Annotated in this window: 24 protein-coding genes and 1 pseudogene; 1 reads left to right on the top strand and 24 read right to left on the bottom strand. The window is 35.9% G+C overall.

Features of this window, described 5'->3' with window-relative positions; genetic code table 11:
* Positions 1-183: 183 nt before the first annotated feature.
* From KBW87_RS04790 to KBW87_RS04860, 15 genes are all read right to left on the bottom strand, one after another.
* Positions 184-981 (bottom strand): DivIVA domain-containing protein, encoded by a 798-nt coding sequence (locus KBW87_RS04790; RefSeq protein ID WP_057809684.1) that lies wholly within the window; start codon positions 979-981, stop codon positions 184-186.
* Positions 957-1,757, bottom strand: coding sequence for a YlmH family RNA-binding protein (locus KBW87_RS04795; protein ID WP_057809682.1), 801 nt, complete (start codon positions 1,755-1,757; stop codon positions 957-959). The genes KBW87_RS04790 and KBW87_RS04795 overlap by 25 nt, the downstream gene beginning before the upstream one ends.
* Positions 1,757-2,059, bottom strand: coding sequence for a YggT family protein (locus KBW87_RS04800; protein WP_004042867.1), 303 nt, complete (start codon positions 2,057-2,059; stop codon positions 1,757-1,759). The genes KBW87_RS04795 and KBW87_RS04800 overlap by 1 nt, the downstream gene beginning before the upstream one ends.
* The gene (locus tag KBW87_RS04805) at positions 2,059-2,505 is read right to left on the bottom strand and encodes a cell division protein SepF (RefSeq protein WP_004042868.1); all 447 of its coding nucleotides are present in this window, start codon (positions 2,503-2,505) and stop codon (positions 2,059-2,061) included. Before KBW87_RS04805 ends, KBW87_RS04800 begins: the two co-directional genes overlap by 1 nt.
* 22 nt (positions 2,506-2,527) lie before the next feature.
* The gene (gene ftsZ, locus KBW87_RS04810) at positions 2,528-3,883 is read right to left on the bottom strand and encodes a cell division protein FtsZ (RefSeq protein WP_057809680.1); all 1,356 of its coding nucleotides are present in this window, start codon (positions 3,881-3,883) and stop codon (positions 2,528-2,530) included.
* A 14-nt stretch (positions 3,884-3,897) separates the two neighbouring features.
* Positions 3,898-5,256, bottom strand: coding sequence for a cell division protein FtsA (gene ftsA / locus KBW87_RS04815; protein ID WP_057809678.1), 1,359 nt, complete (start codon positions 5,254-5,256; stop codon positions 3,898-3,900).
* Between the two features lie 62 nt (positions 5,257-5,318).
* The gene (locus KBW87_RS04820; RefSeq protein WP_057809677.1) at positions 5,319-6,170 is read right to left on the bottom strand and encodes a cell division protein FtsQ/DivIB; all 852 of its coding nucleotides are present in this window, start codon (positions 6,168-6,170) and stop codon (positions 5,319-5,321) included.
* 18 nt (positions 6,171-6,188) lie between these two features.
* Complete coding sequence (gene murG, locus KBW87_RS04825) at positions 6,189-7,295, bottom strand: undecaprenyldiphospho-muramoylpentapeptide beta-N-acetylglucosaminyltransferase (RefSeq protein ID WP_057809674.1); 1,107 nt, start codon at positions 7,293-7,295, stop codon at positions 6,189-6,191.
* Between the two features lies 1 nt (position 7,296).
* Positions 7,297-8,676 carry a UDP-N-acetylmuramoyl-L-alanine--D-glutamate ligase gene (gene murD, locus KBW87_RS04830; protein ID WP_057809672.1) on the bottom strand — a complete coding sequence of 460 codons (1,380 nt, stop codon included), beginning with the start codon at positions 8,674-8,676 and terminating at the stop codon, positions 7,297-7,299.
* Between the two features lie 9 nt (positions 8,677-8,685).
* A complete protein-coding gene (gene mraY / locus KBW87_RS04835; protein ID WP_057809670.1) occupies positions 8,686-9,645 on the bottom strand; it encodes a phospho-N-acetylmuramoyl-pentapeptide-transferase in 960 nt (319 codons plus the stop codon).
* A gap of 4 nt (positions 9,646-9,649) precedes the next feature.
* Positions 9,650-11,815, bottom strand: a complete 2,166-nt coding sequence (locus KBW87_RS04840; protein WP_057809669.1) for a PASTA domain-containing penicillin-binding protein — start codon at positions 11,813-11,815, stop codon at positions 9,650-9,652.
* The gene (ftsL, locus tag KBW87_RS04845; RefSeq protein WP_057809666.1) at positions 11,815-12,177 is read right to left on the bottom strand and encodes a cell division protein FtsL; all 363 of its coding nucleotides are present in this window, start codon (positions 12,175-12,177) and stop codon (positions 11,815-11,817) included. Before ftsL ends, KBW87_RS04840 begins: the two co-directional genes overlap by 1 nt.
* A 13-nt stretch (positions 12,178-12,190) precedes the next feature.
* Positions 12,191-13,138, bottom strand: coding sequence for a 16S rRNA (cytosine(1402)-N(4))-methyltransferase RsmH (gene rsmH, locus KBW87_RS04850; RefSeq protein WP_057809664.1), 948 nt, complete (start codon positions 13,136-13,138; stop codon positions 12,191-12,193).
* A 3-nt stretch (positions 13,139-13,141) separates the two neighbouring features.
* On the bottom strand, positions 13,142-13,573 hold the full coding sequence (mraZ, locus tag KBW87_RS04855) for a division/cell wall cluster transcriptional repressor MraZ (protein WP_057809662.1): 432 nt from the start codon (positions 13,571-13,573) through the stop codon (positions 13,142-13,144).
* 138 nt (positions 13,574-13,711) lie between these two features.
* Complete coding sequence (locus KBW87_RS04860) at positions 13,712-14,044, bottom strand: DUF3397 domain-containing protein (RefSeq protein WP_057809660.1); 333 nt, start codon at positions 14,042-14,044, stop codon at positions 13,712-13,714.
* 106 nt (positions 14,045-14,150) lie between these two features.
* Here KBW87_RS04860 and KBW87_RS04865 point away from each other — a divergent pair, with 106 nt between their 5' ends.
* Positions 14,151-14,285 (top strand): DUF4044 domain-containing protein, encoded by a 135-nt coding sequence (locus KBW87_RS04865; protein ID WP_083478845.1) that lies wholly within the window; start codon positions 14,151-14,153, stop codon positions 14,283-14,285.
* A gap of 39 nt (positions 14,286-14,324) precedes the next feature.
* Here the strand turns inward: KBW87_RS04865 and mreD are convergent, their stop codons facing one another.
* From mreD to KBW87_RS04910, 9 genes and pseudogenes are all read right to left on the bottom strand, one after another.
* Positions 14,325-14,864 carry a rod shape-determining protein MreD gene (gene mreD / locus KBW87_RS04870; RefSeq protein ID WP_057809658.1) on the bottom strand — a complete coding sequence of 180 codons (540 nt, stop codon included), beginning with the start codon at positions 14,862-14,864 and terminating at the stop codon, positions 14,325-14,327.
* Positions 14,864-15,715, bottom strand: coding sequence for a rod shape-determining protein MreC (mreC, locus tag KBW87_RS04875; protein WP_057809656.1), 852 nt, complete (start codon positions 15,713-15,715; stop codon positions 14,864-14,866). The genes mreD and mreC overlap by 1 nt, the downstream gene beginning before the upstream one ends.
* 46 nt (positions 15,716-15,761) lie before the next feature.
* Positions 15,762-16,766 (bottom strand): rod shape-determining protein, encoded by a 1,005-nt coding sequence (locus KBW87_RS04880; RefSeq protein WP_004044741.1) that lies wholly within the window; start codon positions 16,764-16,766, stop codon positions 15,762-15,764.
* A gap of 93 nt (positions 16,767-16,859) precedes the next feature.
* Entirely contained in the window at positions 16,860-17,483 is a 624-nt protein-coding gene (locus KBW87_RS04885; protein WP_004044743.1) for a JAB domain-containing protein, read from the bottom strand.
* Positions 17,484-17,521: 38 nt separating this feature from the next.
* Complete coding sequence (locus tag KBW87_RS04890; RefSeq protein ID WP_057809654.1) at positions 17,522-18,199, bottom strand: HAD family hydrolase; 678 nt, start codon at positions 18,197-18,199, stop codon at positions 17,522-17,524.
* A complete protein-coding gene (locus KBW87_RS04895; RefSeq protein WP_057809652.1) occupies positions 18,180-19,457 on the bottom strand; it encodes a bifunctional folylpolyglutamate synthase/dihydrofolate synthase in 1,278 nt (425 codons plus the stop codon). The genes KBW87_RS04890 and KBW87_RS04895 overlap by 20 nt, the downstream gene beginning before the upstream one ends.
* 1 nt (position 19,458) lies before the next feature.
* Positions 19,459-22,098 (bottom strand): valine--tRNA ligase, encoded by a 2,640-nt coding sequence (locus KBW87_RS04900; protein WP_057809650.1) that lies wholly within the window; start codon positions 22,096-22,098, stop codon positions 19,459-19,461.
* 401 nt (positions 22,099-22,499) lie between these two features.
* Positions 22,500-22,577, bottom strand: a pseudogene (locus KBW87_RS04905) (SLAP domain-containing protein); the annotation flags it as partial.
* A gap of 35 nt (positions 22,578-22,612) precedes the next feature.
* On the bottom strand, positions 22,613-23,188 hold the full coding sequence (locus tag KBW87_RS04910) for an SLAP domain-containing protein (RefSeq protein ID WP_057809648.1): 576 nt from the start codon (positions 23,186-23,188) through the stop codon (positions 22,613-22,615).
* Between the last annotated feature and the right edge of the window lie 16 nt (positions 23,189-23,204).

Below are 23,204 nucleotides of genomic sequence, written 5' to 3' on the forward strand. Positions count from 1 at the left end.
ATTAGGGCGAGGTTAATCGTGGTACCACCTAAATTGAGTATAAAAACTCCACTTAAATAATTGCGTATCATGCAATAAAACGCTTAGACCAATTAGGCAGCTGATCAACTCTTGGGCTCTTATACTAACCTCTCACCATCGTTAGTTCGCTGCAATTGCCTGCAAGTTTTACTGTCAGTCTAATTATTTATCTTTATAATCATCCGGAAAAACAATTGTAGTTCCTGAGCGCTTCTTTGGCGCTGGTTTAGGAACGTCAACTTGTTCAGTATCCGGACTATCCCCTGTCATCGGCTTAGGTTCTTCTTCACCTTCACTAGGGTCTTGGTATGAGTTTACGTCATCTGGTGCCTGCTTGTCAACATCATCTTGCTCAATTACTTCATCATCGTCATCTTCGACATCTTCATCATCAGCCACCGGGATAGGTTCTGATCCATCATCTGGATAAAAACGATCAGTCTTAAAATATTGGTCTAAAGCCTGTTGCCATTCATCATCATTTAAATTATCAATTTGCTTTTGAAGCATAGCCTGCATATGAGACCGAAATTCGCCAATTTCTTGTTTCAAGCGTTTGTAATCATCAGCAATGACATCTTTTTGTTGCTTTTCATAATTAGCATCAATAATTGCTTGTTCTTTAGCATTATTGACAATATCATCTGCTTCTTGATGTGCCTTTTCTTTAATTATATCGGCTGCTTCTTGAGCTGATATCAAAGAATCTTGAAGTTGTTTTCTTTTTTCATCATAAGCGTCTGCTTTTTCTTGCAATTGTTCTACTTTAGTATTTAAGGAAACGATTTCATTCTTTAAATCAACCACTTCATCCAATGCATCCCCGTAATTATCGACAATTTTATCTAAAAAACTATCTACTTCGTAGCGATCATATCCATTTCGACCACGACGTTTAAATTCTTTATTATGAATATCCATTGGCGTTAATTGATCTACTTGTGTTTTTTCGTCTGCCAAAGTTTTAGCACCACCTTATATTTACCTTTTTTGGTTGCTGAGATATTCGAGATTACAATTCTTCCAAAATGTCTTAAACTCACAATATCGTTTACATTAACCATTATATTAGAATCTTGAATTTCGTGCCAATTTAATTTTACCAGTTTACTATCAATTGCTTTTTGAATTTGGCCTCTACTATCCTTGCTAATTCCAGCAAGAAACGCATCAATTCTCAAAGAGTTGATAATAATATTCTTTTCTAAAGAATCATCTTGAGGTATTAAAACATCTTTAAAAGAAATTGGCTTAATTTTGACTTTAATATTTCCAACTCTATCAATTTGCTCTATAAAAAAGTCACTTAACTCTTTTTTAGCAAAAAATTGCCATCTACCTTTTCCATCAGTGATTATGTCGCCAAAAGTATCAGTTTCTAATCCCGAATTAGCCAAAGTTCCTAAAATAGAACTATGATTCAATTGTGAGAATTTTTCAGGATACTCAATTTCAAATGGAATAATTTGATAATCGTCTGGCCTTAAATTATCCCATTCCAAATTGAGATAAACTCGCTTTTTTTCAGCATCTTTATAACCACCAAATTCTTGAATAAAAGCTTCATTCCCCACAATTGTTTTTAAAATATCTCTTTTCCCAGGATCCAAAAAGTCAGTTAAAATTGCTTCATTTTTAAAAATCAACTGATTAAAAAGACCAACAAATCGGTCGATTGTTGGTCTTTCTTCTTTTTCAAAATGTGGGTAAAAGCTACTAGCTTGTCTACGTTGCATTAGCCGACTAACCTAAATAAAATTCTAAAAATCCAAACCAAAACATAATCTTGAACAAAGTATAGAACTAATAAAGCTAAAATTGGTGAAAAATCAATCCCCGTTGAAAAGGCTAATTTTGCAAGCGGACCCCGTCTGAATAAATTTAGATAGGGATTCACCACTTTATCAATCCACTGTCCAACTACAGAATTACTGAGGGCTGGAACCCAACTAAGAATGGCATTAATTACAATAAATATGCTGTAGAGCCAAAAAATCCATCTAATAACAGTATATATACTGTACAATATACTTCCCATTAACTTAAATTATCTTTCTTATCTACTAATTCACTAATTTTTCCATCAGTTGAGAATTTAGGAGGAGTGGCTAAAAAGATCTTATCTCCGATACGTTGAATTTCACCTTTTAAGGCATAAACTGTCCCGGTAATAAAATCAACAATTCTTCTAGCGGAACTATCTTCCATTCTACTAAAGTTAATAATAACAGCCTTATTGTTCAATAAATTTTGTGCAACATCTTTTGCATCGGAAAAAACCCGAGGTTCATACAAAACAATTTTGCTTTGAGCTGAAGTACTCATACCGGATTTAATCGAAAGAATATTATCTCGATTGATAGTATTCATAGGAATGCTATTATCTTCCTCAGTCTCGCGACGTTCAGTATATTCTTCATTATCGTACATCTCATCTTCATCGTTAGAGATGCCGAAGAATCTACCTAATTTATCAAAAGCCATGTAGCCTTACCTCCTCTATATCCTAGTTTTCACCACGATGTTTGAAAAATGGAATATCATCATTATCATCATCACTTTGTACACTAGTTTCGATTTGAGAAATGCTCTTTTGATCATCACTACTCATAGAATCAAAATTATTATCTTGTTTTTGAGGTTCAGGTTGCACATTTCTTCTTTGACTTTGGTCACTATTACCCAAGCCCCATACACTAGTTGGATCAACCATAGTTTCATGTTGTTGAGCAGATTGATCTGGTTCCACAGTTTGATGTGGTTGAACTGGTTGCTTAACTTCAGAATGAGGTTTAGCAGTTTGAACTTGAGAATTAGTTTCACTTGAAGTTGAGTTATCAGTTCTTGCTTCTGCTTTAATTTGGTGACTTCTACCTGGAAGTTGCTTTGAGGCAGCTTCTTCAGCAGCAGAATCAATACCAGTAGCAATTACAGTAACTACTACTTCATCCCCTAAGTTAGGATTGATTGAAGTACCAAAGATAATGTTAACATCATCACCAGCTGCTTTTGAAACAATTTCTGATGCATCTTGAGCTTCAAACAAAGTTAAGTCTGGACCCCCAGTAATGTTAAGAAGAACTTGTTTAGCACCATCAATTGACACTTCCAAAAGTGGAGAAGAAATCGCCAACTTAGTAGCTTCCACAGTTCTGTTTTCACCGCTTGCACGACCAATTCCCATTAAAGCTGCACCTTGGTTTTCCATTACTGTTTTAACATCAGCAAAGTCCAAGTTGACATAATCTGTTGAAGTAATCAAATCAGAAATGCCTTGTACACCTTGCTTTAAAACATTATCAGCTTCTTTGAAAGCATCCATCATCGGAGTCTTCTTATCAACCATTTCAAGTAAACGGTTATTAGCAATAATAACAAGGGTATCAACATATTGCTTTAATTGAGTAATGCCTTCTGCCGCATTTCTAGAACGCTTAGGGCCTTCAAAACTGAATGGACGTGTAACAACACCAACTGTTAATGCGCCTGTTTCACGGGCAATTTTAGCCACTACAGGAGCAGCACCAGTTCCAGTACCGCCTCCCATACCAGCAGTAATGAAGATCATATCTGCACCTTTCAATGCATCTTCAATTGTTTGTTCACTTTCTTCAGCGGCCTTTTGACCTACTTCAGGATGTGAACCTGCACCTAAACCTCTAGTAAGCTTTGGTCCAAGTTGAATCTTGTTTTCTGCTTTATTGCTATTTAATGCTTGTACATCAGTGTTAGCTGCAATAAATGAAACACCTTGAACGCCATCATCAATCATTCGATTGACAGCATTGCCGCCGGCGCCACCAACACCAATCACCTTAATGACAGCATTTTTATTGTCATCTGAATCGAACGTAAAATCCATCGAATTAACCACCTTTAATCAAAGAACTTCTTAAAGAAATTCTTGATGCCCTTACTATTATTTTTAGTATTATTTTCTTCTTTATCCTCAGAAGCTTTTTCACTTCTAGGCATTTTATGTCTATTATATGCTTCTTTTGGTTCAGTTTCACTAGTTGGAGCAGGTCTTTTCGAAATCTTGACATTTTCTTGTTCTACTTCTTCTAGTTCCCCTAAAATATTATTACCATAAATAGCACTTGCTACCAAGTAGTCAATATCTGACATCTTGTAAGCATAGTTTACAATACCATAAGCTGCTGCATAAATTGGAGTTCGCATCCCCATTTGATCAGGTTGATAAATGCGCGCTTTCACATTTAACCCATTTGCAACTAAATTATCAATTCCTTGAAGCAAACTGCTTCCCCCGGTAATAATAATTCCACCCGGAAGCTTTAATGCTTCATGTTTAGCTAGCCCCTTCCCAATTCGGGTAATAGTTTGTACTAAACGTGCATTAATAATTTCACTGAGATAAACCTCGTCCACCATCTTCTGACCATCGGCCCCTACACTTTTAACAGCAAATTTATCATTTTCTGAAGCTAAGCTGGGCAATGCAAAACCATAATCTAACTTGATCTGTTCAGCATCTTTTTTAGAAGTACTTAAAACCACTGAAATATCATTGGTGATATCACTACCACCTTCCAAGTCAATATTAGCATATTTGATTTGACCTTCATGAATTACAGTAGCCGTAGTTACGCCGCCACCCAAATCCAAAATGATTGACCCGAAAGTTCTCTCCCCTTCATCCAAGGCTACGCTTGCAATAGCAAGTGGAGTTGGAACAAAGAAGTTATTACTATAACCTGCACGTTCAATCGCTTTCTTAATATTATGAAGTGCTCCTGAAGGTGCAGTCAACAAAATACCTTGAACTGCAAGAGAATGTGCGATCATTTTACGTGGATCATCGACATCTGTCTTACCATCGATCATAAATCTACTTGGTAAAAATGAAATAGGTTCTCTGCCATCTTTTACTGCAGATTTAACTGCAGCTTGTAAAACACGTTTAACGTCTGCATTACCAACTTCTTGGCCATTTTCTCCTACATTAGTCAATCCAGTAGCTGTTTCCAGTTGTAACATCCCTACTGGAATTCCGGTTACTACTCGGTAAATATTAGCATTGGTCTTTTCTGCAATTTCTTTAAGTGCACGACTAATCGCATTTGCAGTTTGATCAATGTCAACAATTTTACCGTGTCTCATTCCCGTATTAGGTGTAGTAACTGCGCCAATAACTTTACCTGCATCAGCTACTACTGCTTTTACACTTGTGGTCCCAATATCTAGTCCCACTAAAAGATTTGAATTATCCAAAATTAAGCCCCCATATTAACTGCCATGAAAAAATTTTAACATAAAATATCATCTATTACAGCCTACGTAATGTCATAAGCTCTTTTTTCACTAGAAGTAAGCGGTCTACTAAATGCGCCAATTTCTAAATCAATTAAACTATTTTTGCCAGCTTTTTCTTTGATTGCATTATAATATTTAATTTTATCTTTTAATGTAGTGATATTTCCAATAACCACATTTCCATCTTTCATGACAAGAATAATTTGTGATTTTCGACGTGTGTTTCCACTAAGTACTTTAACTTCTTTTTTGAACGAAGCTGGGAAACTATTGAATAGTTTAAGGTCCTCTTTTAAAGAAGACTCATGATTAGTACCGATAAATATCGGTTTATCTTGATCTGCTTTACTCCACGAAATAGCCCGTGTCCCTAATTTATCATTTGCTAAAATCTTGCGGTATTTATTTCCTACTTTAAGATAACCCAAAGTAGAATATTCTTTAACTTGCAAGGTTAATTGATTAAAATGGGATAATTTAATATTTACACTTTTAATTTCTGGATATTTCTTGACTAGCTTATTATTTACACTTTTTTGATTAAATAAATAATCAAAAACTTTATCGCTAGCTTTAATCCCTGAACTAGCAACAATTGCTTTGCTAGACAGATCATCTGCACCTTGCACCCGGACACTTCCAATATTAGCTAAGGGAGAAACGTAGTATCCCAAACCTATAATCGCGATTAAAGAAATTACAACAATCGACCCTAGCCTTCTAAAAAGTGAACGTCGCCTTTCTGCGTGCAAATTAGAAAGTGAGGCAGAAACTTTAGTATTCTTTTTTCGTTTATTTTTAGTAGATTGATGATTTATGTAAGGTGACAATTCTTTTCGTGGGTCAATTTTTGTCACTCGTCTTTTAGCCATCTGCCTCACCTACTTTCCTTAACGAGAAATTTCTTCCATTACTTTAATTACTTGGTCTGAAGCATCTGGAACACCTAATTCTTTTGAGGCTTTACTCATTTCCGTGGCATACTTTTCATCAAGTAAAATATGATCAATTGAAGAGACAAAATTATTAGGATTCAAATCATCTTCTGGAATTACTAGGGCAGCTCCTGCCTTTTCTAAATCCAAGGCGTTCTTCATTTGATGGTTATGAGTAACATTAGGACTTGGAATTAAAATTGCAGGTACCCCTAAAGCAGTAAATTCTGCAATACTAGTTGCCCCAGAACGTGAAACTACACAAGTCATTTCTGGAAGAAGAGCAGGCATATTCTTAATATATGGTAAAACCTTAATGTTATCTCCTAAGTCAATATCCTTTAATTTCTTCTCAACGGCATCATAGTAATATGTTCCAGTTGCCCAAATAATCTGATATGGCTTTTTACTAAGTTCCATTACAGACTTGAGCATAATCCGATTAATAGCTAAAGCTCCACGAGATCCACCAAAAACTAAAACAGTTGGCATTTGAGGATTAAGTCCCCATTTGGTTTGTAAATCGATTTCATTTTCATGAAGTCCTAAAACTTGTTGAGAACGAGGATTCCCTGTTTTAACTAGTTTTTTCTTTTCTGGGAATTGTTTAGCTGCATCATCAAAAGTATAACAAATCTTATCAACATAATGACCTAAGAATTTGTTAGCTAATCCCACAACAGAGTTAGACTCATGGATCATGGTTGGTATATGCATCTTGGCAGCTTCATAAACCATTGCTCCACTTACATAACCACCAGTCCCAACAACAATATCAGGCTTGAAATCATTTAAGATTTCCTTAGCACGCTTAGTTGCTTTAAAGAACAATTCAATAGTTTCAAAGTTCTTAAGGGGATGCTTACGATTAAAGCCTTGAATTTTAATCGTTTTAAAATTCACACCAGCTGCAGGTACAATTTTAGATTCTAACCCTTTTTGTGTACCTACAAAAAGAATATCATCATTTGTACTAATTCCACGTTCTTTCAAACGTTCAATAACTGCCATAATTGGATAGATGTGGCCACCGGTACCGCCACCTGTAAAAATTACTCTCATTTTATTTAGTCTTTAATTCCTTAACAAATTTTACAAAATAATCTCCACGTTCTTCAAAGGTTCTAAATTGATCCCATGAAGCACAAGCTGGTGAAAATAATAAAACATCGCCTTCATCAGTTAACTCATATGCCTTTGGCACAGCTTCTTGCAAAGTATTTTCAATTACAATATCTTTAATACCTCCTTTTCTAGCTGCATCTGCAAGCAAGTATCTTGTTTCACCATATAAAACAATAGCCTTCAAATGCTTTTTAAATAATGGAACAAGTGAATCGAAAGTGAAGCCACGATCAAGTCCACCAGCAATTAAAACCTCTGGCTCATTGAATGATGGAATAGCTACAGTAGCTGCTTCAATGTTAGTTGATTTAGAGTCATTGTAAACTTTTCTACCATCAAGAGTCATCACATATTGTAAACGATGCTTAGCACCAGTGAAAGTCTCAAGGACTTCACGAATGTCGTCATCATCAGCACCCATAATTTTAGAAATAGCAATGGCAACTAAAGCATTTTGTTGATTATGGATACCTGGAAGCTTCATATCACTGGTTTTCATGATCTTTTCAGCTTGACTTTGAAGATATCCATCTTTGATAAAGTAATCAGCAGTATCATCACTTTCAGAAAAAGTTTGAATTTGAGCTTTAGTAAGATCCACTTCTTTTTCTAAAATATCTTTTTGATCATAGTTAGCAATAAAGAAATCATCTGATTTTTGGAAACGAGTAACGTTTAATTTAGCATTTACATAGTTTTCAAAAGTTTTATGGTAATCAAGGTGAACATTATTATAAATGTCAACAATAGCAGCAACTTTAGGATCAATATCAGTTACGCCTAATAGTTGGAAACTGGAAATTTCGACAACCAAAATGTCATCCTTAGTAGCCTTAGTAACAACTTCTGAAATAGGAACGCCAATATTACCTACAGCATAAGCATGATGGCCATTTTTAGCTAAATGATGGTCTAAAATTCTTTGCGTCAGCATAACAGTAGTAGTCTTACCATTTGAACCTGTCACACAAACATATGGAGCATCACTAACACTGAGCGCAATTTCAGGTTCAGTAATAATTGGAATGTTTAATTCCATTGCTTTTTTAACCATCGGATTTTCATAAGGAATTCCGGGATTTTTTACAAAGTAATCGAATTTTTCCTTTTCTAATAAATCAACTGGATGGTGACCTCCGATTACGCGAACACCTTTTTCTTTTAAGTCTTGGGCCTTTTCATTATTATCTAAATCAGCCTTATCATTAAGAGTTAAATTTGCTCCTAGTTTCAAAAGAAGTTCACTGACTGCGAAACCACTTTTTCCTAATCCTAATACCAAAACATTTTTATCTTTATAAGTATCGATCCGTTTCATCGTTTATTTTTAACCCCAGATTACTATATACAAAATACTACCAACTAAACCAACTAGCCAAAAGACAATATCAACTTTCCATTCTGACCAGCCTAACATTTCAAAGTGATGGTGAATTGGCGTCATTTTGAAAATTCGCTTACCGGTAGTTTGGAAAGAAATAACTTGTAAAATTACACTAGCAGTTTCACAAACAAATACAATTCCGATCAAAAGCAATGACCATGGACGGTTAAGGAAAATACTTACAGCAGCAAGTCCTCCACCTAATGCAAGTGAACCAGCATCTCCCATAAAGATTTTAGCTGGTTTATGGTTAAAGATTAAGAAAGTAATCAAACCACCAATTACACTCATACAAAAGATAAGAATTGCCAAATTATTTTGCTTATAAGCAAGATAAGCATAAGTACCATAAGCAATAATAGAAAGTCCTGTTGCCAATCCATCAAGACCATCTGACAAGTTTACGGCATTAGAGAAGCCGACAAGCCAGAAGATGATGAAGATTGTAAACAAGACAACGCTATCAACTACACCCACAAATGGAATGTACAAGCCAAATTTGAAACCGTCACTTGCCGCAATTAATACAATAACTACGGCAATGATGATTTGTAATAATAATTTTTGCCATGCACGCAATCCTAAATTGCGTTTGTAATACAATTTAATTCCATCATCAAGAAAACCGATAATCCCATATCCAAGTAAACTAATGATCAAAATCCAAACTGTTTTAGTTAAATCGTGTTGCCAAATAGTTACCCATAAAGTTGAAACAACCGCAGCTAAAACAAAGATGGTTCCTCCCATAGTAGGAGTTCCTGACTTTTTCTGGTGCCATTTTGGACCCTCGTCACGAATTTCTTGACCTTCATGGTGAGAATGCATAAAGATAATCAACCATGGTAAAAATATAGCAGTTAATACTAATGAACTAATTAATGCAATAATGCTACTAAGCATACAGCTACTCCTTTAAATTGATATTTATTTTTGTACCAGCCGTTAACGTGGTTCCCGGTTTTACACTCTGAGATTGCACACGACCGTTTCCATCGATATTAATTTTTACACCAGATAAACTGGCGAATTGATGAAGATCTTCAATCCCCCATCCTTTCATATCTGGACATGTAATTTTACCAGAGGTAAGGACGAAGACTTTACTGCCAGACTCCTGTTTTTGCCCCTTGGTTAAAACTTGATCAGTAATCTTAGATCCTGATCCGATTTTAACAAGATTCAAACCTAGACTTTGAGCCTTCTTTTCAGCTGCGTCATAACTCATGTCTTTTAAGTTAGGAGTTTTAACAGCTATTGAAGAATTATCAGCATTCTTTGATAAAGTAATTACTCGACCCATGATTGGCTTAAAAATTGAAGCCAAGATTCTTTCTGCGGGCTTACTCATTCTTCGGGGTTGCTTCATCGTCAAATATACACAGTACCGTGGATTATTTGCCGGGGTTACCCCAACTACAGAAAAGATGTAATTACTATCACCCTTTAAATATCCTCCCCCTTTAGGATTGGCAATTTGAGCAGTACCGGTCTTAATAGCTATGCTTTCACCCGGCATCTTATAAGCTGCCCCAGTACCAATTTGCTTATTAAGTACCTTCTTCATATTATCTAAAATAACTTTTCGGGTAGTTTCAGAATAAATAGGTGTGCCTACTTTTTGAATTTGATAGCCTTTGATGGTCTCTCCTTCAGAGTTAGTAACTCGATCAACAAATTGTGGCTTAACCATTTGACCATTATTAGCTAATGAACTAAATGCTTGCATCATTTGCATAACATTTACATTTACACCCTGACCAAAAGAAGTTACAGCTTGATCAACTGGACTAGCAAAAGATATAAATCCTGCTTGTTCCCCTGGTAAGGTGACCCCAGTTTTTTGACCAATATGGAATTTATTCAGATAACTCTTCCATTTTTTCTTTCCCATATCTCGTTCAATATGAACAAAACCAGTGTTACTTGAACGTGGAAAGGCCTGAGAAAGAGGAATGGTTCCCCAACCGCTATTGTTCCAGTCGTGAATGGTAGCATTTCCAATCGTGACGGACCCTGACTTGTAGTACTCATTCGGATGATAAGTACCAGTATTTACAGCAGCAGCTAAAGTCAAAATTTTAAATACTGATCCAGGTTCATATGCATCTTGGACCAAAATGTTTCTGTAAGACTTAGATAATCCCTTCTTAGTTTGAGGATTAAATGTCGGTCTTTGAGAAGCAGCTAAAATTTTCCCAGTTTTCATATCTTCAACGACAGCTGTCATGCTTACTGGATCATACTGTTGTTGAACATATGTCAATCTATCTTCAAGATAAGTCTGAAGTTGAGAATCAATCGTCAAATATAAATCATCACCATTTTTGGGTGCCTTATAGGTTTGACTGCCATTTGGCATTTGATTTTCAGAAGCATCTACAGAAGAAATCCGGTAACCATCCCGACCCTTTAAAATATTATCATACCAAGCTTCAAGTCCCATAGTTCCGACTAAACTCTGTGAGCCATCTTTTTTATTGTATTCAGGCTGTGCAAGTCCAACAATATGAGAAGCAAAGTTTCCATTTGGATAAAGACGAGAAGGTGTTTCAAGGAACTTGATCCCTGGTAACTTCATAGCAACAATCTTGTCGCGTTGATTCTTAGTTAAGTCACTTCCTCCCGCTCCAAATTGTACCTGGAAAGCTTTATGCTTTGGATTTAAATATTTTAAAATCGTTTTAGCAGACATTGGTAACACTGTAGCCAATTTTTCTGCTGTCTTCTTTTTATTAACTACATATTCAGGTTTGTTTTTATAGTTAATAGATGACTTATCTAAAATTGCATAAATTGTATATAAATGCGAATCTTCTGCAATCGCGAGACCATTTTTATCATAAATGGTACCTCGGGTTGCTTTTAACACTTGATTTCGCTTATACAATTGCTGGGTACGTTGTGATAAATTTTGCCCATTAACGGTTTTTGATATGCCTATATATAAAAATCTACCTACAAATACAAGAAAAACCAAAGCCACGACTATTTGGAGAATTCTCCCCACCGTAAAGCGGTAGCCGTGGGCTTTGGATTTCTGTAATTTTAAATTACTAATTTTCTTTTTCATTAGCGGATTGTCCTAATGTTTTTTTCTATCAAAGTTAACCCTTTTTCACGAGCCACTTTATTAAGCCGTGAACTAGAGGTTAACTCGCCAATTTCTTGGCGTAAGTCAGTAATCTTATTTTCCTGTCTGGTAACAGATTGCTGATTGGCTGTCAATTCATGTTGAGCCGAGGTTGCAGAAATACTAGAAGAAACTAAGAAAATCATCATGGTAAGAGTCACGATGCTTCCTAGAATAAGTAAAGTTTTCTCTAATCCGGTCCAGCGAACTTGACGACCATCAAGTCCAACCTGTTGTGCTTTTTCAGTCTCTGTTTTTCTATTTGTTTCGAATTCTACTCTTCTTGCTGAGCTATCAGCCATTGCACTTTCCTCTTTATATCTTTTCTGCAACCCGTAGTTTTGCACTGTGTGAGCGGTTGTTGTTTTCTAATTCAGAAGAAGAAGCAGTGATTGGCTTACGATTTACCAAACGAAGTGTTGGCTTTAAGTCATCTGGGACTATTGGCATCCCTCTTGGCACTTCAACTTCTGAATATTTCTTAAAAATCTTTTTTACGATTTTATCTTCATCAGACTGGAAAGTGATAACGCTAATTCGACCGCCTGGTCGAAGAATCTTGATGGCTTCTTTCAGGGATTCTTCTAAGACATCAAGTTCATGATTCACGGCCACCCTTAATGCTTGGAAACTCTTCTTTGCTGGGTGTCCTCCAGTCCTTCGTGCAAATGCGGGAATTGCTTCTTTAATCACGTCTACTAATTCAAACGTGGTCTCAATTGGCTTTTTTCTCCGTTTTTCAACTATTTGGCGTGCAATTTGGCGAGAAAATTTCTCACCACCATATTTATAAAAAATATTCGCTAATTCTTTTTGACTAAGCGTATTAACTAATTGATATGCATCAAGTTCTTGACTTTGATCCATTCTCATATCCAATCGGGCGTTAAAACGGTAAGAAAAACCGCGATCGGCTTGATCAAATTGAGGGGAAGATACTCCTAAGTCATAATAGATACCATCAATTCCATCTGAGTAGCCTAGATCTACCAGGTTCTTTTCCAAATGACTGAAGTTATCATGTACAAGTTTTAACCTTGGATTGCTATCTTCTTTCAATAAATCAGCAAAGTTTTGCTCTGCCGACTTTATTGCATATTCATCTTGATCAAAACCGATCAACGTACCGGAATCAATTTTACTTAACAAATATTTAGCGTGTCCGCCTCCGCCAAAAGTTGCATCTACATAAAGACCATCGTTTTTTGGTTTTAAATTGTCTATGGTTTCGTGTAAGAGTACACTGGTGTGTTTAAATTCCATATATTATAGTTCAATGTCATCTAAATTTTCTGCGATGTCATCATAGTCTTCAATAGCTTCGTCAGAAAAAATATTCCAACGTTCCTTTGACCAAATTTCGATTCGATCAGAAACTCCAATGATGACACATTCTTTTATAAGCCCGGCATGCTCTTTTAATGTCGTGGTCAGATTCACACGCCCTTGCTTGTCGAACCCGCTTTCCATCGCACCAGAGTAAAACATACGCATAAATTTACGTACATTTCTCTTAGTCAACGGAAGGTGCGCTAATTTAGATTCTATTTTTTGCCATGCTGACACAGTATAGCCAAAAATACAACCTTCCATTCCTCTAGTAAGTATCATCTTTTCTCCAATTTGACTGCGAAATTTCGCTGGTATAATTAGGCGACCTTTGCTATCTAGATTGTGGTGATACTCACCCATGAACATGGTCTAGCCCCCTTCCTCAGACTAATTTACCACAAATCCCCACTTCCTACCACACAATCCTTAAAAAAAGGCACATTTTTATTAATTTCTTACAAAATGAAAAAGCATATTAGTTGACAATCACTAATATGCCTTTTTCTAAACTATAAATAATACAACCAATAATCCTAAATACCATAACGCGGTACTAGCAGCTAAATAGTTCCATAATTTTCTAAAAGTTCGTCCTAATGAGATATTTTTGTTTTTAATAGCTGATTTCACTGAAACAATAATTGCTAAAATAAAATAAATTAAAAATCCATAAGGCAAAAACGATGGAATATTTCGTTGAATCGTAATCAAATTACAAGCGGCAATAAAGAAAAATGGTAAAACATCATATCCTCTAAACTGTGCCCGCGGAAAAATCAAATTAATCAAAAAAGCTAATCCTAGTCCAATTATTGGTAATAAAAAAATCCAGAGCATATACTTTTATCCCCCATCTACATCATGAAGTCTATTTTAACCTTTTCTTCAATTGAAAAAAACCGCTAATAAGCATAAAATATTCTTCAAGACTAGGAGGAATTTTATGGCTCGCAAGAAAAAGAAAAAATCCGGCTTTCAAAAATTAACAATTGTAATGGCCTGGTTGATGGCTGTAATTACTTTAGCTGCTGTTATTGCCTCAGCGGTTGAAGCAATGGTTTCAGCTGGATGGCTTTAAATACAAAAATGTCGCAAGGAAATTTCCCTGCGACATTTTTTATTGACGATATGCTTGCATATCTACTAAAAATGGATAATCTTGGGCTAAATTACCCCAGATTACATAAGTCAAAGCTGTAAATACAATTGACCAAGCTAAATTGAGCAATAAACTCATTAGCATAGTATGAATTGAAACTGAAATCAATCCTACCATTGATAACACGAGCCAACTGTAAACATCTAATGCACTTACTCCGATTAATACAACTATCAATCTTGACCAAAACATTTCAGGCAAAAAGCGAGCTACTTTTTGACAAGACCAACATGCTAAAGGCAAAAACACAGTATAAACACCAATAATTCCTAAAGAATATATATCTGCCACAATTCCTGCGCCCAATGCTAGCCAGATTTCTTTTGGATTAACATCATCAAATAGCCCAATTAACATTACACCAATCGGCATTAGCCAACTTGAAGCGCCATAGTCGCCCCACGTCATAAATTGATGCAGATAAAACGCAATTGATCCATCTAATACCAAGGCAACAAAAAGCGCAATAGCCAAAATCCATTGTCTAAAAACGCGCATTAATTTGCCACCTTTCTTCTAATTACAGTTACGACTGAAGGATCATTTAATTCACCGGCAGGATTAATCTTAATCAAATCAGATAATCCAAAGCTATCACGAGTGGTAGTGGCAACAGTACCAATGAGTAAACCTTTAGGAGAGTTACCGCCCATTCCACTTGTATAAACTCTAGTGCCTTGCTTCAACTTGCGGCTATCAACTACTTGAGTAAAGGCCAAACTTCCATCAGAATCTACAGTAATAATTCCGTGGACGCTCTTACCGTTTGAAGCAGTAGCTTGCACTGAAAAGCGGTTAGCGGATTTATCAGTAGTCGTAATCAATTCTACTTTAGACGAAGCAGCATTGACTTCAATAATTCTTCCGATAACTCCACCACCACACATAACAGCCATGTTCTTTTGAATACCAGCAGAAGATCCTTTATTAATCACTAATAAATCTGACCAAGTGTCAGATGAACGTGAAATAACTGAAGCATCTACCATGCTATATCCACTTAAAGTATCTTTAAGTTTTAAAGCGGATCTAAGTTGTTTATTTTCTGCTTCTAAAGTAGAGTTTCTTGCCTTAGTTTGACCTAAATTAGTAACCTGGCTCTTTAAATGATCGTTTTCACTTTGGGTAGTAAGAATGCTATGAACATTGTTAAGGCCGCCTGAGACCCATCCCAGAGGAATATCTACAATTCTAGCACCTACCCCTACTACATCATTGCCGAAACTTTGGATTAGTAAAGGAGTGTTGCGCTTATTACGCAAACTAACGCTCCCACCCAATATCGACAATATCACAATTACAATTACAAATGCTGATAATAATTTTTTATTTTCCAGAAATTTCTTCATACAGAAATGATCCTAATAGAAAAACCGGCTACAGCCGGCTTTTTAATTATTTGCGACTTCTACGCATTACTTCAATATTCTTAAGTGATTCACCAGTACCAATTGCTACACAATCAAGTGGATCTTGAGCAATAAATACTGGGACTTTAGTTGCTTCAGAAATAACTTCTGGTAAGTGCTTAAGAAGAGCACCACCACCAGTTAATACAATACCGTGATCAATAACATCGGCTGCAATTTCAGGAGAAGTTTGTTCTAAAGTTTCCTTGATTGCGACAATAATGTCTTGAACTACATCTTGAATTGCACGAGCTACATCTTCTGCTTCAACATCTACTGATTTTGGAAGACCAGTAACTAAATCACGACCACGAATATTCATTGATTCAATTTCTTTAGCCTTTTCAACAGAAGCAGAACCGATTTGAATCTTAATATCTTCAGCAGTTCTTTCACCAATCAATAAATTAAAGTTAGAGTGAACGTAATTAATAATTGCGGTATTAAACTTGTCTCCAGCTTGACGAATTGAAGTTGATGAAACAATACCACCAAGTGAAATAGTAGCTACATCAGTAGTACCACCACCAATATCAACAACCATTGAACCAGTTGGATCCATTACAGGAAGACCAGCACCAATAGCTGCAGCAAATGGTTCTTCAATTACAAATGCTTCACGAGCACCGGCAACACGGGCAGCATCAATAACCGCACGCTTTTCAACTTCAGTAACACCTGAAGGAACACAAATCATAACTGAAGGCTTTGAATTACCAACAGTCTTTTCCATAAAGTACTTAAGCATTGCTGCTGTTGTATCGTAATCGGCAATAACTCCATCTTTCATAGGACGAATAGCCACAATAGTTCCTGGAGTTCTACCAATCATTTCCTTAGCTTCAGAACCAACGGCAATAACGTCACCAGTTTGTGTATTTTTTGCAACTACAGAAGGTTCTCTTAATACGATTCCTTTACCTTCCATAAACACAAGTGTATTGGCTGTACCTAAGTCGATACCAATATTTTTTGTACCTAATCCAAACACGAAAATCTCTCCTTAATGTTGCAGTCTCTAAATCTTGAATAATTATAGCATAAACTCAACTTAAATCAGATTTTCATCGGAATTTTAATGAATTTAAAACAATTCATTCTCTTTCATACTCAAATAATGTCCTTTTCCAACAATGAAATGATCCAAAAGGTCGATTTTCATAAAATCAGCAGCTTTTTTCAGTTCATTTGTCAATTTAAAATCATTGTTAGAAGGTAACAACTTACCACTAGGATGGTTATGAGCAATAAAAATTCCTGAACAACTATAAATCACGGCCCAACGAAAAATTTCACGTGGATGGGCAATTGATCGATCTAGCGTTCCTTGAAAAATCTTCTTTTCAGCAATAATATGATTGCCATTATCCAAATATAGAGCCCAAAATTCTTCTTGCTTATGCCCGGCAAGTTTATTTGCTAAATATATTCCTACTTCCATACTTGAAGTAAAGATTGAATTACGATCTGAATCCGCCAAACGAATTCGATCAACAATTTCTTCAAGCATAATTGCAACTTGACTGTCACAATTTGGACCAGAAGCATAATTAAGCAAATCATTAAAACTACTGATTTCTAATTCATGCAACTTCTGATCTAATTTTTGAAAGCTATTAATTCCAGTTTCTTCTAAATTTATTAACAGCTGGGACAATAATTCTGTATCCGTATTTAACATGTAATGATTATCATTCGCAATTTTCATAAAATCGCTCCTTTCATTACTAAATACGTCAAAAAGGATTAAATCTTTTTCAAAAAATCAAAAAAATCCGTACAGATCATTGTCGCATTCTGTTTATCTTTAGCGGAAGGCGGAATTAAATCTGGAATCATTACACACTTAATATCTGCATTTTTGGCTGCTTGAACCCCCGTTGATGAATCTTCAAAAATCAAAAGCTTATCTGGTGAGATTCTTAACTTCTTTGCAGCCAGTAAATAGATATCCGGTGCAGGCTTAGCTTTAATATGTCCATTTTGAACATCTTTATAGCTTAAATAAAAGTTGAAATAATTTCTAATTCCTGTCGCCCACAAAGCATGTTGGACTACTTCATCATAATTACTTGAAGCAATCGCCATTGGCAAGTTTAATTCTTGAAACTTATCAAGAGCTTCTTGAACTCCCTTTTGTAATTTGAGCTTTCTTTTATCAGTCCATTTCCACACCAAATCATCTGTGCGCTTAATGAACTGATCACGATCCTGGATACTTTTGAAATACTTGTGATAAAATTCCTGCATTTCTTTTTCTGTCGCACCAGTAAGCTTTAAATAAGCATCTTCTGGGGTATTTAAATGATATTCTTTTGCAGCTTCAATGTTAGCTTGCCAATATAATTTTTCAGAATTAACTAGTAATCCATCTAAATCAAAAATTATGCCCTTAATATTTTCCTTAATTCCTTGGACTTGCATCAATGCCCTCCATCTCTAACACCGCACCAACAAGATAGAATGAACCTGTAACTAGCAAAATATCATTATTTTTGCTTTTGTTTTGCAGTTCATCAAAAGCATCCTGCCAGTTAACCTGATAGAGATAATTAGATCGAATATTTTTTGGAAAATCAGCTAGTTTTGCAGCTCGAGGATATGGAATTGTCGTTAAAACAATCTCATCATCCGGATCAAACAATGAAAAGACCTCTTCAATGTCCTTATCTTTCATCATTGTGATTAAAACTCGTAATTTTCCATTTAATTTCTTCTTTTGAGCATGCACAAATTCAAGTAAATTTTGCATAGCTTGAATATTATGTGCCCCATCTAGAATAACCATCGGGGCATGACTAAGCAAGTGATAACGACCAGGAATCCGAGTGGAATCAATTGCCTCTTGGATTTTTTCAGTTGATAAATCCAAATGTAAGAGCAAAAATGCTTGCAAGCTTACAGCAATATCATAACTTTCAACCTTGGGTCTCAAATCAAGGACATAAGTCTTTTTATTAATTTGACATTTAATCTTTGAATCACTTTCAACCGTAAAGTCTCTTCCCAATAAATAGATTGGTGAATGCAACTTATGAGCTTTTGCTTCAACAATCGGCAACACTTGCTTAGTGATATCCCCTAAAACAAGTGGCCGATTTTGCTTAATGATTCCACTTTTTTCTTGCGCAATATCCTCAATAGTCGGTCCGATGATCTTTTCATGATCTAGGCCAATTGTTGTGATCACACTGACTTCAGGTACAATTACATTCGTTTTATCATGTTCTGCACCAATACCAACTTCGATCACTGCATAGTCACAATTTTTAAGGGAAAAATAGACAAAAGCCATCGCAACTTCATATTCAAAAGTAACTAATGAAAACTTTGGATCTTGCTCTTTTATTTTTTCAATTGCTTTCTCAACCAAATTAGCGACTTGGACCAAATCTTTATCACTAATATTTTTATTATTTAATTGAATTCGTTCATTGAACTCGTAGATATATGGTGAGACAAAAAGGCCAGTCCGTTGACCAGCCTTTTTAAGAAGATTACTTAAATAATATGAGGTTGACCCTTTACCATTAGTACCTGTGATATGAATTGTCTTTACTTTATTTTGCGGATTACCTAATTCTTTTAAAACAGTCTTAATATAGCTTAAGTCGTTTTTTGCATGCAAATTGGGCAAAGAATAAAGATAAGAAATTACATCTTGAGCATTAGTAAATTTCAAATTACTTGCTTTCCTTCAATTCCTTAATTCTTTCACGAACTCCCGCAAGTTGACTTTCATAATCAGCTTTCTTTTCTTTTTCTTTGTTAACTACTGCTTCGGGAGCATGAGCAACAAATCCTTGGTTAGAAAGCTTCTTTTCAGCTCTTTCAACTTCGCCTTCAAGACGCTTTTCTTCTTTTTCCATTTTAGCAAGTTCTTCATCAACATTAACTAATTCAGTTAATGGAACAAAGATTTGTGCACCAGGAATTACGGCAGTCTTAGCAAGCTTTGGAGCTTCGATGTCGGCAGAAACTTCAAGCTTCTTTGGATGCAAGAAGTTTTCTACGTATTCAACGTTTTCGTCCAAGATATGCTTGTTGTTAAGATCGTCAAGCTTGATCATGATGTCAATTTCTGAAGACATTGGAGCATTAACTTCCATACGGATGTTACGTACTGCCTTGATGACTTCAATCAAGAAGTCCATTTCTTGATCGGCATCCTTATTTTCAAATTCCTTATGAGTTACTGGGTATGATGCAGTCATAATTGACTTGCCTTCATGAGGCATTGAAAGCCATAACTTTTCAGTCACAAATGGCATAATTGGGTGCATCAAACGCAAGATTTGATCAAGAATCCAAATCAAGTTTTCTTGCTTTCTAGCCTTCAATTCTTCATCGTCACCATTTAAAGCAACCTTTGAAATTTCAATGTACCAGTCACAGAAATCATTCCAAATAAAGTTGTAAGCTTCTCTTCCAGCTTCACCAAATTGATATTCATCAAATAAGCGAGTAACTTCTTCCACAGTGTGATTCAAACGATCAAAAATCCACTTATCTGACAAGTCAAACTTAGAAGTATCTGGCATATGTGCAGGCTTAGCATCTTCTGGTAAGTTCATGATTACGAAACGGCTTGCGTTCCAAATCTTGTTAATGAAGTTCCAAGCTGCATCCATCTTAGTGTAACTAAAACGAGTATCTTGACCAGGAGCAGTACCGTTCAACAAGAACCATCTAAGGGCATCAGCACCATACTTGTCGATGACGTCCATTGGATCGATACCGTTACCAAGTGACTTAGACATCTTTCTACCTTGTTCATCACGAATTAAACCGTGCAAAACAACGTCTTTAAATGGTCTTTCCTTAGTGAAGTGAAGACTTTGGAAGATCATTCTTGATACCCAGAAGAAGATGATGTCGTAACCAGTAACTAAAGCATTGGTTGGGAAGTAACGCTTAAAGTCTGGATTATCAGTGTCTGGCCAACCCATAGTTGAAAATGGCCAAAGAGCACTTGAGAACCAAGTATCAAGTACATCTGGATCTTGTTCCCAGTTTTCAATATCCTTAGGAGCTTCTTCACCAACGTACATTTCGCCAGTCTTCTTGTTGTACCAAGCTGGAATACGGTGACCCCACCATAATTGACGAGAAATTACCCAGTCGTGAACATTTTCCATCCAGTGGTTTAAAGTTTGTTCAAATCTTTCGGGAACAAAGTTAACTTTACCTTCAGATTTTTGGTTTTCCAAAACTTTTTCAGCAAGTGGCTTCATCTTAACAAACCATTGCTTAGAAAGACGAGGTTCAACTTGAACACCTGAACGTTCTGAGTGACCTACTGAGTGGACAAGTGGTTCAATCTTGATTAAGTAACCTTCATCCTTAAGGTCCTTAACTAGTGCATCCCGTGCTTCAAAGCGATCCATACCAGCATACTTACCAGCTTCTTCATTCATGGTACCATCATCATTCATCACATTGATACGCTTCAAATTATGACGGTTACCAACTTGGAAGTCGTTAGGATCATGAGCTGGGGTAATCTTTACTAAACCAGTACCAAATTCTGGATCTACGTGTTGGTCTTCAATAATTGGAATATGACGGCCAACAAGTGGCAAGACTAATTCCTTACCTACCATATCCTTGTATCTTGGATCTCCTGGTGCAACAGCAACAGCAGTATCACCAAACATAGTTTCAGGACGAGTAGTTGCAATTTCTACAAAACCTGAACCATCTGCAAATGGATACTTAATATGGTAGAAGGCACCCTTGTCATCTTGGTGAATAACTTCGATATCACTAAGAGCGGTTTCAAGCTTTGGATCCCAGTTGATAATGTATTCGCCACGGTAAATCAAGCCTTCGTTGTAAAGTTGAACGAAAACCTTCTTAACTGCCTTTGAAAGACCTTTATCAAGGGTGAATCTTTCACGTGAGTAATCAAGTGAAAGGCCTAACTTTGACCATTGGCTCTTGATAATGTTGGCATATTCATCTTTCCAATCCCATACCTGCTTAACAAAGGCTTCACGACCCATTTCATGACGGTCCTTACCTTGTTTACGCAATTTTGCTTCAACCTTAGCTTGGGTAGCAATTCCGGCATGGTCCATACCAGGTAGGTACAAAGTGTCGTAACCTTCCATTCGCTTAAAACGAATCAAAGTATCTTGAATTGCTGTATCCCATGCATGTCCCAAGTGAAGTTTCCCTGTTACGTTTGGTGGGGGGATAACAATTGAATAAGGGTGAGCTTTCTTGTCACCTGATGGCTTAAATAAATCTTCATCAAGCCATTCTTGATATCTGCCTTTTTCAACCTCATTCGGGTTGTATTTAGGTGCTAAATCTGTCATTTAATTCCTCCATAAAAAAAGTCCTAGACATATTGTCTAGGACGATTTACTAACCGCGGTACCACCTATTAATTAAGCAAACTTTGCTTCTCTTAATAACGCGATAACGGTGCTGAAGTGTCCGGATTAGCCTACTCTTGTTTTCAGCTAATCAGCGAATCAAGCTACCAATCAACTTTCGGCCTCTCAGCAAGCTGGCTTTTCTCTGTTAATAAAGTTGATACCTCTTGATCATTGCTTTGATTATGATTATAGCATTTTAAATAGGAAGAAAAAAGATGCAAAATTTACAAAATGGTAAAGATTAATCCTAAATACAAAAATGGAGCCTTCTCAAGTGAAAACTCCATTTCGTAGGGTAGAAATTTTCTTTTAAAACTAAAATTTGAAATCTAAAATTACTATCTTAAGTTTAACTTGCTTGCTGGAATCCAATTATTGGTCCAAGCAATCTTGTAGTATGTTTTGCCATTAATGGTGAGTTTTTCGTTAAAGCTGTAAACATGCTTCCCGTTTACGTAATGATTATTAAATTTACCAGAGCGATGTTGCCTTTTACACTAGTCTTAACATTAACAGCACTAGTAGTCAACTTAGCATTAGCAACCTTAACAAATTCGTTCTTGCCGACTTGGTAGAAATTATTGCCCTTAATAGTGGCAATTTTTGCATTCTTAAAAGTCTTGCCACGTTTAAGAAGCTTAAAATTAAGACCACTTCTAATAGCCTTTCCTTGCTTATTATAAACAAAGGCATTGTGAGTTAAGTGAATCGTCTTTTTTAAACTCTCTTTCTTAGACACAATCTTCTGCCTAAGAGCTTCAGTCTTTACAATTTTACTTTTATCTTTTGTAGATAAAGATTGGGCATTTTGCAAAGTTTTATTTACAAGCTCAGTTATTTTGCCATTGTTATCAGAATCAAATACTAAATTATAATCTTTCAAATCAGCAAAGCTGCTGTTTTTTGACTTGTTTGTAGTGTCGGTCAATGTAGCATCCGCTTTTACTTCACAACTTAAATTTATTCCTATTAACATGGCAGATGTAAGAGTAACTATTCTACTACCTGTTTTCACTAATTTATTCATTTTCTCTTATACTTAT

This window comes from Lactobacillus intestinalis (assembly GCF_024397795.1).
GTDB lineage: Bacteria > Bacillota > Bacilli > Lactobacillales > Lactobacillaceae > Lactobacillus > Lactobacillus intestinalis.

What these genes read in the sequence shown, in the direction of transcription:
- ftsL (WP_057809666.1), bottom strand. Translation starts at nt 12,177, where the DNA reads ATGGCTGATAGCTCAGCAAGAAGAGTAGAATTCGAAACAAATAGAAAA.
- mreC (WP_057809656.1), bottom strand. Translation starts at nt 15,715, where the DNA reads ATGAAGAAATTTCTGGAAAATAAAAAATTATTATCAGCATTTGTAATT.
- rsmH (WP_057809664.1), bottom strand. Translation starts at nt 13,138, where the DNA reads ATGGAATTTAAACACACCAGTGTACTCTTACACGAAACCATAGACAAT.
- KBW87_RS04800 (WP_004042867.1), bottom strand. Translation starts at nt 2,059, where the DNA reads ATGGGAAGTATATTGTACAGTATATATACTGTTATTAGATGGATTTTT.
- mreD (WP_057809658.1), bottom strand. Translation starts at nt 14,864, where the DNA reads ATGCGCGTTTTTAGACAATGGATTTTGGCTATTGCGCTTTTTGTTGCC.
- KBW87_RS04890 (WP_057809654.1), bottom strand. Translation starts at nt 18,199, where the DNA reads ATGCAAGTCCAAGGAATTAAGGAAAATATTAAGGGCATAATTTTTGAT.
- KBW87_RS04860 (WP_057809660.1), bottom strand. Translation starts at nt 14,044, where the DNA reads ATGCTCTGGATTTTTTTATTACCAATAATTGGACTAGGATTAGCTTTT.
- KBW87_RS04805 (WP_004042868.1), bottom strand. Translation starts at nt 2,505, where the DNA reads ATGGCTTTTGATAAATTAGGTAGATTCTTCGGCATCTCTAACGATGAA.
- KBW87_RS04840 (WP_057809669.1), bottom strand. Translation starts at nt 11,815, where the DNA reads ATGAAAAAGAAAATTAGTAATTTAAAATTACAGAAATCCAAAGCCCAC.
- KBW87_RS04865 (WP_083478845.1), top strand. Translation starts at nt 14,151, where the DNA reads ATGGCTCGCAAGAAAAAGAAAAAATCCGGCTTTCAAAAATTAACAATT.
- mraZ (WP_057809662.1), bottom strand. Translation starts at nt 13,573, where the DNA reads ATGTTCATGGGTGAGTATCACCACAATCTAGATAGCAAAGGTCGCCTA.
- murG (WP_057809674.1), bottom strand. Translation starts at nt 7,295, where the DNA reads ATGAGAGTAATTTTTACAGGTGGCGGTACCGGTGGCCACATCTATCCA.
- ftsZ (WP_057809680.1), bottom strand. Translation starts at nt 3,883, where the DNA reads ATGGATTTTACGTTCGATTCAGATGACAATAAAAATGCTGTCATTAAG.
- mraY (WP_057809670.1), bottom strand. Translation starts at nt 9,645, where the DNA reads ATGCTTAGTAGCATTATTGCATTAATTAGTTCATTAGTATTAACTGCT.
- murD (WP_057809672.1), bottom strand. Translation starts at nt 8,676, where the DNA reads ATGAAACGGATCGATACTTATAAAGATAAAAATGTTTTGGTATTAGGA.
- KBW87_RS04820 (WP_057809677.1), bottom strand. Translation starts at nt 6,170, where the DNA reads ATGGCTAAAAGACGAGTGACAAAAATTGACCCACGAAAAGAATTGTCA.
- KBW87_RS04900 (WP_057809650.1), bottom strand. Translation starts at nt 22,098, where the DNA reads ATGACAGATTTAGCACCTAAATACAACCCGAATGAGGTTGAAAAAGGC.
- KBW87_RS04795 (WP_057809682.1), bottom strand. Translation starts at nt 1,757, where the DNA reads ATGCAACGTAGACAAGCTAGTAGCTTTTACCCACATTTTGAAAAAGAA.
- KBW87_RS04885 (WP_004044743.1), bottom strand. Translation starts at nt 17,483, where the DNA reads ATGAAAATTGCGAATGATAATCATTACATGTTAAATACGGATACAGAA.
- KBW87_RS04910 (WP_057809648.1), bottom strand. Translation starts at nt 23,188, where the DNA reads ATGAATAAATTAGTGAAAACAGGTAGTAGAATAGTTACTCTTACATCT.